Below are 15,361 nucleotides of genomic sequence, written 5' to 3' on the forward strand. Positions count from 1 at the left end.
GCTTGTCAAGGCGGGAAAGATGCCTTGACAAGCCGCCCCAGACCGCAGAGAGGCTTCGTATCGGGGTGCGGGGGGGAGGGGCTGGGTGCACCGATTGTCGGGTGCATCGGCTGCGGTTTAGGGCTGTGAGGGGAACCCTGAGGGGACTCTGAGTCCCTGAAGGTGGCCCTCACGCTGCGCGGAAGCAGCCTTTGACGTGATCGTCGACCATGCCGGTGGCTTGCATCAGGGCGTAGCAGGTGGTGGGGCCCAGGAAGGCGAAGCCGCGCTTCTTCAGGTCTTTGGCCATTGCCTTCGACTCGTCAGTGATCGCGGGGACGTCGGCCATGGTGCGGGGGCGGCGGTGTTTTGCCGGGGCGAAGGACCACAGCAGCTTGTCTAGCGGGATGTCCAGGTCTGCCACTGCGCGGGCGTTCTTCACTGCCGCTTCGATTTTCGCGCGGTTGCGGACGATGCCGGCGTCCTGCATCAGGCGTTCGACGTCCTTCTCCTTGAAGCGCGCGACCTTCTCAGGGGCGAAGCCTCGGAAGGCTTTTCGGAAGTTCTCGCGTTTGCGCAGGATGGTGATCCAGGACAGTCCGGACTGGAACGACTCTAGGCACAGGCGTTCGTACAGCTCCGCCTCGCCGTGCAGCGGGACGCCCCACTCCTCGTCGTGGTACGTCGCGTAGTCGGGGGCTGAGTTGCCCCAGCTGCAGCGGGCGATGCCGTCTTCGCCCAGCAGTTCCGTCATTGCTCCCCCATTGAATAGTTCTCCGCGAACCTCGCGAACTGGCGCAGCGAATGGCGTACTCCCAGGGCGAACGCGGGGCGCGCTAAGGGCCAGCCTGCGCGGCCCAGCAGGCCGAACGGCAGTTTGAGGTGTTCGGCCCAGACGAAGGTGCAGTGCCCGGCGCCCTTCGACAGCACTTGGAAGACGCCGGTTCCCTGCACGAAGCTGCCCAGGTGGCGCACCGTGCAGCGCAGGGGCGGTTCCCAGGTCGTGATTTCCATGGTGTCGGTGAAACCGATGCCGCCGAAGCCGGTGAAGGCCGACAGCTTCGAGCCGACGCTGCGGCCGTTGCCTTCGACGACCCGCACCCGCGTGCCCAGCATCCACTCGCCTTGGCGGGCCCAGTCGGTGAGCGCTAGCCAGGTCGTGCCAGCCGGTGCCGCGACGTCTACCGACAGCACCAGGTCACTCACCTGTCGGCCTCCGGTGCGCCGCTTCGCGCGGTTGCCGCGTGGCTTCCAGGCGGGCGACCCGTTCGCGCAGTTCGTCCAGTTCAACGCCGGTCCTGCGCAGCACCCAGTCTACTTCGGACATCTTGTACCCGCGGAACACGAGCTGGAAGCGCACCTGGCGGACGTCCTCGCCGGTGATGTCCTCGGCGGGCAGGCGGGTGGGCGAGCTGCCGGGCGGCAGCGGCGCCAGTTCCTCGCCCCGGCCGAACACCACAGCGGCCAGCAGGAACACCACGGCGGCCACCAGCAGCATGACTACGAGGTAGATCAGCGCGGTCGTCACGCGACGATCGTGGCACACCGTCCCCAGGAACGTCGCGCTAGCACGACAAGTCGGAACGACAGGACCACCCACGAGACCATCAGCAAGCCGCACGGACCGCTGAGGAACAGGCGCGCGGCGTCGACCACTCCGGTCGCTCCGATCAGGAGCAGGATCGAGAACAGGTTGAGGCCCACCGCGATCGCGGCCAGCACCCGGCAGACGCCGGCCGTGCGCACGCCGCCGAAGCGGCGGCTCAGCAACCTCGTGCTCAGCAGAGCGAGAAGGCCGAGGACGGGCACGGCGTAGAGCGCGGCATGGGTGAGCTGCGTGACGTACGGGTACCAGCCGGGGTTCGGGGTGGTCAGCCGCGACCAGGAACCGTAAGTGAAGATGCGCGCCAGCTCCCACGACGCTTGCATCGCCGGTACGCCGAGAACGAGCAGCCACAGCGTCCGTACGCCGTTGTGCATGCTCAGTTCCGCTTGGTAGTCGTCGGCAACCTCGCGGACGTGGCCGAAATCCGCTACCGCGCGGCGTTGCGCCTCTGTCTCGCTCCAGCCGCCCTCGCGGTACGCCTCGGCCGCGTCCCGCAGACCGTCGCGTGCTTCGGCGAGCAGGTCCGCCTTCGCGCCGCGGCGGCCGACCAGCACCCGGTCCAATTCGGCCAGGTAGCCGTCGATCGGGCTGGTCGTGGCCCGGCTTGTCGTGGTCATGGTTCCAGCACCCCGCCGATCACCGTGGTGAACTCCCGCCACTGCGCCCGTTCCGCGGCCAGCGCCTGCTGCCCGGCACGAGTGAGCCGGTAGGTGCGCCGTTTGCGGCCGGACACCACGTCCCATTCGCTCGCCAGCCAGCCGGCGCGCTCGAGCCGGCGCAACGCCGGGTACACCGTGCCGGTGGGCAGGTCGAGCGCTCCGTCGCTGCGCAGCGACAGCGCCTCGATGATCGCGTAGCCGTGCAGCTTGCGGCCGTCGAGGACGGCGAGCAGCAACGCGTCGAGGTGTCCGCGCAACGTGTCCGCTTTCATAGGTCGGCAGTCTACTCATCTTGTCTTTGGCAGGCTAATCTCCGCCGCCCGCGGAACCGTCCGGGAAAAACCCTGAGATCACCCCGATCTCACGGGTTTGCCCGCTACATGTAGTCGCGCTACGTATAGGATCCGTCGGCATGGACCCACTGCCGATCGCGAGACTCCAGTTCGCGACCACCACCTCGCTTCACTTCCTGTTTGTCCTGCTCACCTTGGGTTTGGTGACCATGGTGGCGATCATGCAGACGCGCGCGACGATCCGCGGCGGCGAGCAGCCGCACCGGATGACCGCGTTCTGGGGCCGTCTGTACGTGGTCAACTACGCACTGGGAATCGTCACCGGAATCGTGATGGAATTCCAGTTCGGGATGACCTGGGCCGGGCTGTCCGCGTTCGCCGGGGACGTTTTCGGCGCGCCGCTCGCGATCGAGACGCTGGTGGCGTTCTTCCTGGAATCGACGTTCCTCGGACTGTGGATCTTCGGCCGCGGCCGGATGAACAAGTGGCTGCATCTGGCGGTGCTGTGGCTGGTCACGCTGACCGCGTACGCCTCGGCACTGTTCATCATGGTCGCCAACTCCTTCCTGCAGAACCCGGTGGGCTCGCGGATGGAGAACGGCGTGCTGCGCCTGGACGACTTCGGCGCCTTGTTCGCCAACCCGGCGCTGGTCGCGTCGCTGCCGCACGTCGTCGGGGCCGCGCTGCTGACCGGCGGGTTCTTCGTGACCGGCGTCAGTGCGTACCACTTTTTCAAGCGCACCAGCGAGATCGACTTCTTCCGCCGGTCGCTGCGGATGGGCGTCGTGACGTCGCTGATCGGGAGCGTGCTGGTGGTACAGGCCGGGTTCGCGCAGTTCGCGGAGGTCGCCGGGTACCAGCCGGACAAGTTCAAAGGTTCGGTCGGCGTCGGGCTGCCGCTCGGGATGATGATCATGGTCGGCTTCTTCGCTTTCTTCGCCTCGCTGATCGGCACGCTGCTGCTGTTCCGCGACCTGCTGCTGCGGGCGCGGCCGGTGCTCTTCCTGATGGTGCCGGGGATCGCCGTGCCGTTCATCGCCGCGATCCTGGGCTGGCTGGTCCGCGAGATCGGCCGTCAGCCGTGGCTGGTGTGGGGCAAGCTGCGCACCGCGGACGCGGTCGCCGACGTCAGCGGCGGGCAGATCCTGTTCTCCTTCATCGCCTTCACGCTGTTGTTCGTCGTGCTGGCCATCGCCGACTGGGTGCTGCTGGCGCGGATCGCCAAACGCGGTCCGGCTGTCGCGGCGACGGAACCCGAACTTCCCGTCCTGAGTGGGGTGTGACCCGTGGTGACGATCTGGTGGGGTGTGCTCGGTTTGCTGCTGGGCGGCTACTTCGCGCTGGCTGGCTACGACTACGGCGTCGGGATGCTGCAGCCCGCGATCTCCCGTGACGAGCCTGGACAGCGACGGGTGCTCGGCGCGGTGGGCCCGTTCTTCCTGGCCAACGAGGTGTGGCTGGTCGCGGCCGTCGGGGTGCTGTTCGGCGCCTTCCCGCACCTGGAAGGGCGGGTGTTCGCCGGGGCTTACGTGCTGGTCGTGCTGTTGCTGCTGGGATTGGTCACGTTCACCGCGGCAGTGCAGCTGCGGAGTCGGCATCCGGAGGGCAACCGGCGCGGATGGACGTTCGCCATTACCGCGGGTGCGCTGGTCACTGCGGTCTCGTGGGGATTGTTCCTCGGCAACCTCGTGCGCGGGCTTCCGCTCGACGCGCAAGGCCGTCCGGTCGACGACGTTCTGGCGCTGTTCAATCCTTATGCGGCGCTGTGGGGGCTCGGATTCGTGGCGCTGTTCTGCCTGCAGGGCCTGGTTTTCCTCGCGGTTCGTGGTCCGGTGGAGATCGCCGGCCGGGTTCGGCGACTGACTCGGTCCTTCCTGGCTCCGGTCGGCGTGTTTCTGGTGATTGCGACGACTTGGGGCGCTTTCTCGGTTTCCCACGTTTCTTGGGCGGCGTTAGCGGTTGTCGCCATCGCGTTCGCGGCCTACCTGACTGTCCTCTTCGGACTCCGTCGACCCCGGCTGGCGTTGCCCGCCGCAATGCTTCTGAGCGCTTGCCCGGCACTGCTGGTCGGCGTGCTGCGGTTCCCGGTCGTCTTGTCCTCCGGCACGGGCTACCAGCTGACCGTCGATCAGGCCGCCACCACGCCGGACATGGCCGCGGTGATCGGCTGGTTCGCCGCCCCCGCGCTTCTCGTGCTGGTCGCCGTACAGTGGCTGACCTGGCGGGCACACCGGCGTCCGGTCGACGAGAAGTCGTTGCTGCACTTCTGAAGGAGTCTCGCCATGCCTGCGCTACCTGGTCTCCGCGGTTATCTCGTGGCGCTCGCCGTGCTGGGTGTCGCCACCGCTGTCTCCGTGCTCGTCCAGGCGGACGGGCTGGCGACCCTGCTCACCGGCGGCGGCGTTTCGGTCGCCCTGTTCGTCGCCGTCGGGGCGCGGATCCTGCTCGCCGCCGGACAGGGCCTGTTCACCAGCCGTTTCGCGGCTTCGGCACAAGCAGGTCTGCGTCGCCGGTTGCTCGACGCGACCGGCGACCCCGGCGCGACCGCCACGCGAATCACCAAAGGCGTCGATGCCACGGCGACCTATCTCACCGGCTACCTGCCCGCGATGGTCCTGTCCGTACTGGTGCCAATCGCTGTACTGGCAAGGCTTTTCACCGCGGATCTAACCTCCGCTTTGATCGTGACTGCCACCATCCCGTTGATCCCGCTCTTCGGCGCATTGATCGGCGCGCACACAAAGGCACCTACACAATGGACACTGCTGACCAGGCTGGGCGGGCACTTTCTCGACGTCGTTCGCGGTTTGCCGACGCTCAAGTTGTTCGGCCGCGCGCAAGCCCAGGCCCGCATCGTGCGCGAGATGGCCGACGCGCACGCCGACGCCACCATCCGGACGTTAAAAGTCGCCTTTCTGTCGGCGCTGGTGCTGGAACTCGTCGCGACCCTGTCTATCGCACTTGTCGCAGTACCCATCGGATTCCGACTGCTGTCCGGCTCGATGACCGCGCACACCGCGATGCTGATCCTGGTTCTCGCCCCCGAGGCGTACCTACCGCTGCGCGCGGCCGGAGCGAAGTTCCACGCCGCTACCGAAGGACTTACCGCACTGAAAGAGATCCTTGCCGCACCAACCGCAGTCCGCCGATCCGGCACTCAGACGCGTCGCCTCGGCCCACCGGAAGTGGTGTTCGACCGCGTCTCCGTGCACTACGGCGAAACCCGCGCGCTGTCCGAAGTGGACTTAACAATTAACCCCGGCGAACACCTCGCCTTGGTCGGACCGAGCGGTTCCGGCAAGTCCACCCTGCTCGCGGTACTGCTGGGTTTCGTCGAGCCAACCTCCGGCCGAGTCCTGGTCGACGGCATCGACCTGCGCACCCTCGACCATTCGTCCTGGCTGCGCGACGCCGCGTGGCTGCCACAACGTCCGACGCTGTTTCGCGGCACCCTCAAGGAAAACACCGGCGGACGACGGGTCGACGACATCGTCACCGACCTCCCCGACGGTTACGCGACGCAGATCGGCGAACTGGGTGCCGGACTGTCCGCCGGACAACGGCAACGCGTCGGCCTGGCCCGAGCTTTGTCCCGCACCGAAGCCGGACTGGTCCTGCTGGACGAACCCACCGCCCGCCTCGACGCGCGCACTGAAGCAACCGTGCTGGCAGGAGCGAGGGAACTGCTGCCCGGCCGCACCGCGGTCCTGGTCGCGCACCGACCGGCGCTGGCCGCACTCGCGTCGCGGACGGTCGAACTCAACCATGGGGTGACCGTATGAAACTCGTCCGCGCGACCCTGCTCGCCGTCGGCGCCGAACTCGCCGGGCTCGGACTGACCGGAACCGCGGCGTGGTTGCTCATGCGCGCCGCCGAACAACCTCCGCTCGCCGCGCTCACGCTCGCGATCGTCGCCGTGCGGGTTTTCGCGCTGGCCCGCGGCGGACTCCGGTACGCCGAACGCCTTGCCGGACACGACGTCGTCCTCCGCTACCTCGGCTCCCTGCGAACCCGGGTGTACCAAGCGCTGCTCCCCCGCCGCGTCGCCGAACACTCCGGCGCGGATCTGGTCACGCGCCTGGTGTCCGATGTGGATGCTGTACAGGACGCCATTCTCCGGCTCGCGCTACCGGCTGTGGTAGCGGGAACCGTCGGTATCGCGGTGGTGATTTTCGCCGGACTGGTAACCCTTCCACTCGCCGTGATCGTCCTCATCGGACTACTCGCGGTCTCAATTCTGCTGGTCCCCAGCGGAAAGACACCCGAGAGACGACAGGAGCTCGCCGAACGCACCGTAGAACTCGTCCTCGGCCGCGATGAACTGATCGCCTACGGCTGGGAACAACGCGAGAAAGACCGCGCGGCCAAGGTGATCCAGGGACTAGCCGCAGACTCCCGTCGCACCGGCCGCCGCCTGGCCCTGGTCACCGCCGCCGGATCAGCCGTCCAGTTCGCGACCACCGCCGCAGTCGCATTGCTCAGCCCAGCAAGCATCCCGGTCACCGCTGCCCTCGCCCTGACCACGATGGCCCTGTTCGAACTGGTCCTGGCCCTGGTCACCGCCGCCGAGCGCCTCCCCGAAATCCGGGCGTCGCTGAGCCGAGTACGCGCCGTCCTCGCCGCCCCAGCACCTGCCCCGGAACCCGCCCGTGGTCCAGGCCATTTCCGGCTGACGAACGTCGGCGTGCACTATCCCGCCCGCCGAGCCGCACTCGAAGGCATCGACCTCGACCTGCCGCCCGGCACCCGGCTGGGCATCCTCGGCCCCTCCGGAGCCGGAAAAACGACCCTGCTGCACGTCCTGCTCGGCTTCGTCTCCCCCACGTCCGGCACGGTCACCGTCGACGACCGTCCCGTGGCCGGACCACACCCCGCCGTGATCTCCGGAGCTCTCGCCGACGCACACGTCTTCGCCACGACCGTCCGCGAAAACCTGCTGCTCGCCAACCCGGAAGCCACCGACGACGACCTGCGCGCCGCCTGCGAAACCGCGGGCTTCGACCTCCCGCTGGACCGAGACACCGGCCAAGACGGCGACGCTCTCTCCGGCGGTCAGCGCCAACGGCTGATCCTCGCCCGCGCCGTGCTCGCCGCACCGCCGGTCCTGGTCCTCGACGAACCGGTGGAAGGCCTCGACCCCGCACACGGCGACGAAGTCCTGGCCCGAGTTCTCGCGCAGGCTAAGGGAACCGTCGTGCTGGTGACGCACCGGCCGGAGCACGTCCACGGGTTCGACCAGGTCCTCACCCTCGAGGAAGGGCGACTGGCGCTCACTGTTCCCGGGTGAGCTGAATCGGCGGGTCCATCGGATCGAGGCGGAACCGGTCCTTCGCGTCAACGTGCGGCTGCGATTCCGGCGAACCCCGGAAGAGCGCGACGACGACATTGGTGAGCCGGACCCGTCCGCCGCCGAGATGAGTGATCCCCTTCGGCGCGTCGAGCCCGGCCAGCCACTCGGCCTGCACCGGGTCCATCGTGGCGGTGTAAGCCCCGGTCCGGCCGGCGCGGACTTCACGGGCGGCCAGCACGTCTCCCCACCGGGCGAGCGTGAGGATCTCGTCGATCGACAGTCGGACCACGTCGTTTCCCCCGTGGTCCAGCGGCTTGTAGCCGGCCCGGCGGGCCAGTCCCCCGCGCCAGTAGCTGTCGTCGTCGCCGGGCACGCTGCGGTAGACAGTCCGCCACGCGGGGCGCCCTGTGAAAGGATGCGGAGCCAGCTCGGCCCAGCCGACTGGGAAGCCGTCCCGGCTGCCGTCGTCGACGAAGACCCGCACGGTCTTCCGGTTCGGCTGCCGAGCGAGCAGATTTCGCCGTTTCAGCCGGGTCAAGGTGCCGATATCCAGCAGGTCCTTGAACACATCCATCGCCCCCGCGAGTCGAATCGGATCGGCCCCGGAACGTAGCGCGCGGCGATGACATCTCGATGAAGGAACCGCGTACTGTCCAATGTGGACGGGCGTCACGGCTGCCGAGCGGCAAGAACCTCCCGCATCGGCGGCCGGTCCGCCACCGGCACCTCCGTCGCGTCCGGCACCCACTCCCCGGACACCTGCACGAACTGCGTGAACCGCGCCGCCTCCGCGCTCGGCATCCCGCAGCGGGCCAACGCCGTGCCGAGGATCTGCCGGGCCATCACGCCGAGCTGCAGCAGCGACCGGTTGCGGTGTTTGCGCACGCCGAGGTTGACCTGCGCCAAGCCGTCGAGGCCGTAGCGCTCCTCGGCGTCCAGCAGCAGGCCGATCTCCACGCCGTACCCGCCGGCGAACGGCACCGACTCCAGGAACTCGCGCGTGCCCGCGTACTCGCCGCCGAGCGGCTGCACCAGTTCGCCCAGCGCCGGGCGCAGCGCGGACAGCACCGGCCGCGCCAGCAGTTCGGTGACCCGGCCGCCGCCGGTGCTCTCCAGCCGCAGCGGGCGGCGGTAGAAGCCTTTGACCAGGTGCACCCCGTCCTCGGTGAGCAGCGGGCCGAGCAGCGAGGGCACGAAGGCCGGGTCCGGGTCGACCAGGTCGGAGTCGAGGAACACCACCAGGTCCCCGGTCGTCGCGGCGAGCGAGCGCCACAGCACCTCGCCCTTGCCGGGACGCGGCGTCAGCTCCGGCACGACGTCCTCGCGGCGCACCACACGAGCGCCCGCGGCCGCGGCGACCTCGACGGTCGCGTCCGTGGAACCGGAGTCGACGACCACCAGCTCGTCGACGACCCCGCCGAGCAGCGGGCGCACCGACGCGACCACCGCGGCGACCGTTTCCTCCTCGTCCAGCGCCGGCAGCACGACCGACACGGTCCGGCCGCGTTTGGCGGCGAGGATGTCCGCGGCGCTCCACCCGGGCTCCTGCCAGGTGCGACGGTGAAACCAGCTCATGGAGGCGATCGTGCCATGCTGGAGCCGGTGCCCGATCCTCCGGAGGGAGAACCTTTGCTCACGCTGCTCGTCCGTTTCGTGCTCGGACCGCTGGTCCGCGCGCTGTACCGGCCCAAGGTCGAGGGCGTGGAGAACATCCCCGGGGACGGCCCGGTCCTGCTCGCCTCCAACCACCGGGCGGCGCTGGACACCGGTGTGATCACGTTCACCACGCCGCGGCAGGTCCGGTTCCTGGGCAAGGCCGAGTACTTCACCGGCAAGGGGCTCAAGGGCCGGTTCATCGCGAAATCGCTCGACGCGCTCGGCTACATCCCGGTCGAACGCGGCAACGCCCAGGCCGGGCTCGCCGCGCTCGAAGCGGGCCGCAAGGTCCTCACCGACGGCGGCGTGTTCGCGATCTACCCCGAGGGCACCCGCTCGCTCGACGGACGGCTGCACCGCGGGCACACCGGCGTCGCCGCACTCGCACTGTCCACCGGGGCGAAGGTGGTTCCGGTCGCGTTGTTCGGCACCGAAGGCATCCAGCCGAACGGCGCGAAAATCCCGCGGCCCGCCAAGATCCGGGTCCGATTCGGCGAACCACTGGACTTCTCGCGCTACGAGGGCCAGGACTCGTCCTCGGCGATCCGCCGGTCGGTGACCGACGAGATCATGTACGCGATCCTCGAGCTCTCCGGACAGGAATACGTCGACACCTATCACAAACGGCCGGACGAAAAAGCGTCGTAACGCGCTATCCGATCGAACGGCTCAGGATGTCGACCAGCTTGTCGGCGTCAGACGCGACACTGATCAACTCCCGGGTCTCCGGCCGCAGGAAACCCTTCTCCAGCATCTGGTCGGCGAACGCCACCAACGGCGAGTAATACCCGGCCACGTCGAGCAGTCCGATCGGCTTGCGGTGAATGCCGAGCTGCGCCCACGTCCACACCTCGAACAATTCCTCAAGCGTGCCGACGCCGCCGGGCAGCGCGACGAAAGCGTCCGACAACGCGGCCATTTTCGCCTTGCGCTGATGCATGTCGGCGACCACGTGCAATTCGGTGAGCCCGCCGTGCGCGATTTCCACGTTCGACAGCACTTCCGGGATCACGCCGATCACTTCGCCGCCCGCCTCGAGCGCGGCGTTCGCCACCACGCCCATGGTGCCGACGCTCGCGCCGCCGTAGACGAGGCCGATTCCCCGCTGCGCCAGCAGTTTCCCGACGCCGGCCGCCGCCTCGGCGTACTCCGGCGAAAAGCCCTGCGCCGAACCGCAGAACACACAGATCCGCATCAGTGCGTGTCCTCCCAGGCCTGGTAAGAATCCCGCACGACGCGCACCGCGTCGTCGATGTCGTCGGTCAGGTGCAGCAGGGCGAGGTCCTTCTCGCCGATTTTCCCGCCGCCCAGCACCGATTTCTCGATCCAGTCGTACAGCCCGCCCCAGTATTCGGTGCCGAACAGCACCACCGGGAACTTCGTGACCTTCTTGGTCTGGACCAGCGTGAGCGCCTCGAACAGTTCGTCGAGCGTGCCGAATCCGCCGGGAAGGCAGATGAACGCCTGCGAATACTTGACGAACATGGTCTTGCGCGCGAAGAAATAGCGGAAGTTCACGCCGAGGTCGACCCACGGGTTCAGGCCCTGTTCGAACGGCAGCTCGATGCCCAGCCCGACGGAGAACCCGCCCGCCTCGTTCGCGCCGCGGTTCACCGCTTCCATCGCGCCGGGGCCGCCGCCGGTCATCACCGCGAACCCGGCGTCGGCGAGCGCCGCCCCGATCTTGCGGCCCAGTTCGTATTCCGGGTTGTCGCGCTTGGTGCGCGCCGAACCGAACACCGTCACCGCGCGCGGAACCTCGGCCAGCGCACCGAACCCTTCGACGAACTCGGCCTGGATGCGCAGCACGCGCCACGGGTCGGTGTGCACCCAGTCGCTCGGCCCGCGCGAATCGAGCAGCCGCTGATCGGTGGTGCTGCCCTGATCGCGCCGATCGCGCCGGAGCACCACCGGGCCCTTGTGCCGCTCCACCGGACGTTCGGGGTACTGGCCGTCGGGAAACTCAGACTGTTCGCTCACCAGCCAAGCCTACGGGCCGATCGGCCGCGGCGGGCGCCCGCGTGGGCACCGGAGCGTGACGGATCGGTTGCCCGCGGCTGAACGCGCGAAAGCGGACCACCAGCGGGTTCCGGTCCTCCTACCAACGGCCGGTTGTCGGGAACTACCGACGAAAGTCGCCCGGCCCGTCCCGAATCGGCGTTTTCCCTGCTACGAGGCCACCTGAGAGGAATAGTCCTGATCGCTCCCGGGGTCCCGCTGGTCCGTTCAGCGCATTGACCGCCCCCGTGAGCGCTTTTTTACTCACGGTGTCCGCGGCCTGATCAGCCCAGCTCAACGCGTTGCGCTTTTCCCCATCGTGTACCCCGAAAGGACTGTCGATGACGTCCAGAAGAGGGCTCGCCACCGGCATCGCAAGTGTCGCCGGTCTCGCCCTTTCCCTGCTCGCGCTGCCGGTGACCCCGGCATCCGCGGCCCCCGCCCACCCCACCGCAGACCCGCAGGCCACCGCGATCGCGGCCGCCGACCGGGTCGCCGCCGCAGGCGCGGTCGGGCTCCGCAAGAGCTCGGCCGAGAGCCTGCACCGCGTCAGCACCACCCTGGGCGACGCCGGGCTGTATTACAACTCCTACGAGCGCACCTACGACGGCCTGCGGGTCGTCGGCGGGGATGCGGTGATCGTCGCCGACGGAACGGGCCGCGTGCGCGGCACCGACTCCGCCGACGGCGCGGCGATCACCGTGGGCACCACGCCTGCTGTCGACGCGGCGCGCGCGGCTTCGGTCGCCCGCGGCCAGCTGCCGACCGTGAGCACGGTGAGCAAGCCTGATCTGGTCGTCCTCGGCGGCGCACAGCCGAAACTGGCCTACGAGGTCGTCGTCAAGGGCCGCACCGCGAAGGCGCCGAGCAACCTGCACGTCTTCGTCGACGCCGCCACCGGCAAGGTCCTCGACCAGCGCGACGACGTGAAGGCCGAAAGCCCGGCGAAGGCCGGTTCGAACGCCGCGGCCCCGCGCGCGGCGGGCAACGGCAACAGCTACTACGCCGGCCAGGTCAACATCGACACGAGCGGCTCCGGCGGCTCGTACTCGATGCGCGACTCGACCCGGCCCGGCATCAGCTGCGGCCGCGAGGGCGGCTCGGTGTTCACGAAGTCCAGCAACAACTGGGGCAACGGGCAGGGCACCGACCTCGAAACCGGCTGCGTCGACGTGCTCTACACGGTGCAGACCGAGTGGAACATGCTCAAGGACTGGCTGGGCCGCAGCGGCATCGACGGCAACGGCAACGGTTTCCCGGCGTCGGTCGGCCTGAACGACGTCAACGCCTACTGGGACGGCTCGTCCACCCACTTCGGGCACTCGCAGGACAACCAGCGCCAGGCGACGTCGATGGACGTGGCCGGACACGAGTTCGGGCACGGCATCTTCCAGAACACGCCGGGCGGCGCGGGTTCGGGCAACGAGAACGGCGGGCTCAACGAGTCCACCGGCGACGTGTTCGGCGCGCTGACCGAGTTCTACGCGAACAACCCGGTCGACACCCCGGACTTCACCGTCGGCGAGGGCGTGAACCTGGTCGGCAACGGCCCGATCCGCTACATGTACGACCCGAGCCGCGAGGGCGACCCGAACTGCTACTCGTCGTCGATCCCGAACACCGAGGTGCACGCCGCCGCGGGCCCGCAGAACCACTGGTTCTACCTGCTGTCCGAGGGCACCTCGCCCACCGACGGCCAGCCGACGAGCCCGACCTGCAACAACAGCAGCATCACCGGCATCGGCATCCAGAAGGCCGGCAAGATCTTCTACAACGGCCTGCTGCACAAGACCTCGTCCTGGAACCACAAGGCGGCCCGCAAGGCCACCCTGCAGGCGGCGGTCGACCTGTTCCCGGGCAGCTGCACCGAGTTCAACGCCACCAAGGCGGCGTGGGACGCGGTTTCGGTCGCCGCGGTTTCCGGTGAGGCCACCTGCTCCGGCAACCCGCCCGCGGGCAACGACTTCTCGGTCGCGCTCTCGCCCTCGACCGCGACTGTCCAGCCTGGACAGTCGGCCACGTCGACGGTGACCACCAAGATCACCAACGGCAACGCGCAGTCGGTGAAGCTGACCGCGAGCGGCCTGCCCTCGGGCGCGACCGCGACGTTCAACCCGGCGACCGTCCAGTCCGGTGCCACCGCGACCGTCACGATCGCCACGACGGCCAGCACGCCGAACGGCACCAGCAAGGTCACGATCACCGCGACCGGCGCGAACGCCACCCACACCGCCGACTTCACGCTCACCGTGGGCAGCGGCAACCCGGGCGGCTGCGGCGGCGTGACGGCGTGGGACTCGAACAAGTTCTACGGTCCGGGCGACGTCGTCTCGTACCAGAGCCACAAGTGGACCTCGTCGTGGTACTCCGTCGGCGCTGAGCCGGGTGCACCCGGTTCCTGGGCCGTCTGGACCGACAGCGGGGCCTGCTGACGCAGTAATCTCTCCCTAGTTCCCCCAGACCAGCCGGGCACGGCGCTTCGTGCCCGGCTGGTCTCTTTTCGTAGTTGTCCAGACCACCTGCCCTCGAATTTGTCTAGACCATACGATCGGGGGTAGGCATCCCCCGCCGCCGCCGCTTACCGTTGCGGCAACACCGTTATCGGACGGGAGCCCGTGATGAACGGACGGAAATCGCGCTGGTTCGGGACCGCGATCGCGGCCCTGCTCGCACTGCCGCTGGCAGGAGTCGCCCCCGCCTCAGCGACCACCGCACCGCAATCCGACACCTGCGCGGTCAAGCCGAGACCGTCGGGCTCAGTACTGCAGGGATACTGGGAAAACTGGGACGGAGCCTCGAACGGCGTCCACCCCGGCATGGGCTGGGTGCCGATCAACGACCCGAGCATGGCCGCACACGGCTACAACGTCATCAACGCCGCTTTCCCGGTGATCCTCTCCGACGGCACCGTGCAGTGGGAAGACGGCATGGACGCCACGGTCAAGGTCTCCACCCCCGCCGAGATGTGCGCGGCCAAAGACGCCGGCGCCACCATCCTGATGTCCATCGGCGGCGCGGCAGCGGGCATCGACCTGTCGTCCAGCTCGGTCGCCGACAAGTTCGTCAGCACCATCGTGCCGATCCTGAAGAAGTACAACTTCGACGGAATAGACATCGACATCGAAACGGGCTTGTCGAGCAGCGGCGACATCAACTCCCTGTCCCCGTCGCAAGCAAACCTGGAACGCATCATCGACGGCGTGCTGTCGCAGATGCCCTCCGGCTTCGGCCTGACCATGGCCCCGGAAACGGCCTACGTCACCGGAGGTTCGGTGACCTATGGCTCAATCTGGGGCGCATACCTGCCGATCATCAAGAAGTACGTGGACAACGGCCAGCTGTGGTGGCTGAACATGCAGTACTACAACGGCTCCATGTACGGCTGCTCCGGCGACAGCTACGAAGCCGGAACGGTGCAAGGATTCACCGTGCAGACGCAGTGCCTGGACAAGGGCCTCACCGTACAAGGCACCACCATCCGCGTCCCCGCCGACAAACAGGTCCCCGGCCTCCCAGCCCAACCAGGCGCAGGCGGCGGCTACATGGACCCCGGCTCGGTTTCGCAGGCCTACCAAAGCGTCCCGGGCCTCAAAGGCCTGATGGACTGGTCAATCAACTGGGACGGCTCAAGGGGCTGGACCTTCGGCGACAACGTGAAGTCGCTGCAAGGCCGCTAGACCGCTGCGGGCCGGGGTGCTGCGCAAGGCGCCGCCCCGGCCACAGCTCACTTAACCGGGCCGCCGGGGAGACCCCTCTCCCCGGCGGCCCATTGTCCGTGAGGGGAACCTTGAGGGAATCTGACCTGGATCCACCGGGTGGTTTTTTGTTGATGTTGTTGGTGGGTGTGGGTTGTGTTGTGGGGGTGTGGGCGTGTTGGTGT

General features: G+C 68.4%; 16 protein-coding genes. 7 read left to right on the top strand and 9 right to left on the bottom strand.

Annotated elements, in window-relative coordinates; genetic code table 11:
* Positions 1 to 169 precede the first annotated feature (169 nt).
* The 5 genes from ABZX37_RS47790 to ABZX37_RS47810 are packed head-to-tail and all read right to left on the bottom strand — an operon-like array spanning position 170 to position 2,516.
* Positions 170 to 733, bottom strand: coding sequence for a DNA-3-methyladenine glycosylase I (locus ABZX37_RS47790; RefSeq protein WP_354750992.1), 564 nt, complete (start codon positions 731 to 733; stop codon positions 170 to 172).
* The gene (locus tag ABZX37_RS47795) at positions 730 to 1,185 is read right to left on the bottom strand and encodes an SRPBCC family protein (protein ID WP_354750993.1); all 456 of its coding nucleotides are present in this window, start codon (positions 1,183 to 1,185) and stop codon (positions 730 to 732) included. Before ABZX37_RS47795 ends, ABZX37_RS47790 begins: the two co-directional genes overlap by 4 nt.
* Positions 1,178 to 1,507 (bottom strand): DivIVA domain-containing protein, encoded by a 330-nt coding sequence (locus tag ABZX37_RS47800; protein ID WP_354750994.1) that lies wholly within the window; start codon positions 1,505 to 1,507, stop codon positions 1,178 to 1,180. The genes ABZX37_RS47795 and ABZX37_RS47800 overlap by 8 nt, the downstream gene beginning before the upstream one ends.
* Positions 1,504 to 2,202 carry a permease prefix domain 1-containing protein gene (locus tag ABZX37_RS47805; protein WP_354750995.1) on the bottom strand — a complete coding sequence of 233 codons (699 nt, stop codon included), beginning with the start codon at positions 2,200 to 2,202 and terminating at the stop codon, positions 1,504 to 1,506. Before ABZX37_RS47805 ends, ABZX37_RS47800 begins: the two co-directional genes overlap by 4 nt.
* Entirely contained in the window at positions 2,199 to 2,516 is a 318-nt protein-coding gene (locus tag ABZX37_RS47810) for a helix-turn-helix transcriptional regulator (protein ID WP_354750996.1), read from the bottom strand. The genes ABZX37_RS47805 and ABZX37_RS47810 overlap by 4 nt, the downstream gene beginning before the upstream one ends.
* 140 nt (positions 2,517 to 2,656) lie before the next feature.
* Here ABZX37_RS47810 and ABZX37_RS47815 point away from each other — a divergent pair, with 140 nt between their 5' ends.
* Genes ABZX37_RS47815 through cydC form a run of 4 tightly spaced genes read left to right on the top strand, consistent with a single transcriptional unit; the run spans position 2,657 to position 7,824 of the window.
* Entirely contained in the window at positions 2,657 to 3,820 is a 1,164-nt protein-coding gene (locus ABZX37_RS47815; RefSeq protein ID WP_354750997.1) for a cytochrome ubiquinol oxidase subunit I, read from the top strand.
* Positions 3,821 to 3,823: 3 nt separating this feature from the next.
* Positions 3,824 to 4,807, top strand: coding sequence for a cytochrome d ubiquinol oxidase subunit II (locus ABZX37_RS47820; RefSeq protein WP_354750998.1), 984 nt, complete (start codon positions 3,824 to 3,826; stop codon positions 4,805 to 4,807).
* A 12-nt stretch (positions 4,808 to 4,819) separates the two neighbouring features.
* On the top strand, positions 4,820 to 6,319 hold the full coding sequence (cydD, locus tag ABZX37_RS47825; RefSeq protein WP_354750999.1) for a thiol reductant ABC exporter subunit CydD: 1,500 nt from the start codon (positions 4,820 to 4,822) through the stop codon (positions 6,317 to 6,319).
* Positions 6,316 to 7,824 (top strand): thiol reductant ABC exporter subunit CydC, encoded by a 1,509-nt coding sequence (gene cydC, locus ABZX37_RS47830; RefSeq protein WP_354751000.1) that lies wholly within the window; start codon positions 6,316 to 6,318, stop codon positions 7,822 to 7,824. The genes cydD and cydC overlap by 4 nt, the downstream gene beginning before the upstream one ends.
* Here the strand turns inward: cydC and ABZX37_RS47835 are convergent.
* Together ABZX37_RS47835 and ABZX37_RS47840 are read right to left on the bottom strand one after the other, a co-directional pair.
* A complete protein-coding gene (locus tag ABZX37_RS47835; protein ID WP_354751001.1) occupies positions 7,808 to 8,401 on the bottom strand; it encodes a hypothetical protein in 594 nt (197 codons plus the stop codon). The two genes, cydC and ABZX37_RS47835, sit on opposite strands and share 17 nt — an antisense overlap.
* Positions 8,402 to 8,496: 95 nt before the next feature.
* On the bottom strand, positions 8,497 to 9,402 hold the full coding sequence (locus ABZX37_RS47840; protein WP_354751002.1) for a glucosyl-3-phosphoglycerate synthase: 906 nt from the start codon (positions 9,400 to 9,402) through the stop codon (positions 8,497 to 8,499).
* Positions 9,403 to 9,456: 54 nt separating this feature from the next.
* On the opposite strand from ABZX37_RS47840, the gene ABZX37_RS47845 reads away from it, so the two are divergent.
* The gene (locus ABZX37_RS47845; protein ID WP_354751007.1) at positions 9,457 to 10,131 is read left to right on the top strand and encodes a lysophospholipid acyltransferase family protein; all 675 of its coding nucleotides are present in this window, start codon (positions 9,457 to 9,459) and stop codon (positions 10,129 to 10,131) included.
* A 4-nt stretch (positions 10,132 to 10,135) separates the two neighbouring features.
* Here the strand turns inward: ABZX37_RS47845 and ABZX37_RS47850 are convergent, their stop codons facing one another.
* Together ABZX37_RS47850 and ABZX37_RS47855 are read right to left on the bottom strand one after the other, a co-directional pair.
* Positions 10,136 to 10,678 (bottom strand): TIGR00730 family Rossman fold protein, encoded by a 543-nt coding sequence (locus ABZX37_RS47850; protein ID WP_354751003.1) that lies wholly within the window; start codon positions 10,676 to 10,678, stop codon positions 10,136 to 10,138.
* Positions 10,678 to 11,463: a TIGR00730 family Rossman fold protein gene (locus ABZX37_RS47855; protein ID WP_354751004.1), complete on the bottom strand. Its 786-nt coding sequence runs from the start codon at positions 11,461 to 11,463 to the stop codon at positions 10,678 to 10,680. The genes ABZX37_RS47850 and ABZX37_RS47855 overlap by 1 nt, the downstream gene beginning before the upstream one ends.
* 359 nt (positions 11,464 to 11,822) lie before the next feature.
* Between ABZX37_RS47855 and ABZX37_RS47860 the strand changes: the two genes are divergently transcribed.
* Positions 11,823 to 13,913: a M4 family metallopeptidase gene (locus ABZX37_RS47860; RefSeq protein WP_354751005.1), complete on the top strand. Its 2,091-nt coding sequence runs from the start codon at positions 11,823 to 11,825 to the stop codon at positions 13,911 to 13,913.
* Between the two features lie 186 nt (positions 13,914 to 14,099).
* A complete protein-coding gene (locus ABZX37_RS47865) occupies positions 14,100 to 15,158 on the top strand; it encodes a chitinase (protein WP_354751006.1) in 1,059 nt (352 codons plus the stop codon).
* Positions 15,159 to 15,361: the final 203 nt, after the last annotated feature.

The organism is Amycolatopsis sp. NPDC004079, from assembly GCF_040610415.1.
Taxonomy (GTDB): Bacteria; Actinomycetota; Actinomycetes; order Mycobacteriales; family Pseudonocardiaceae; genus Amycolatopsis; species Amycolatopsis halotolerans.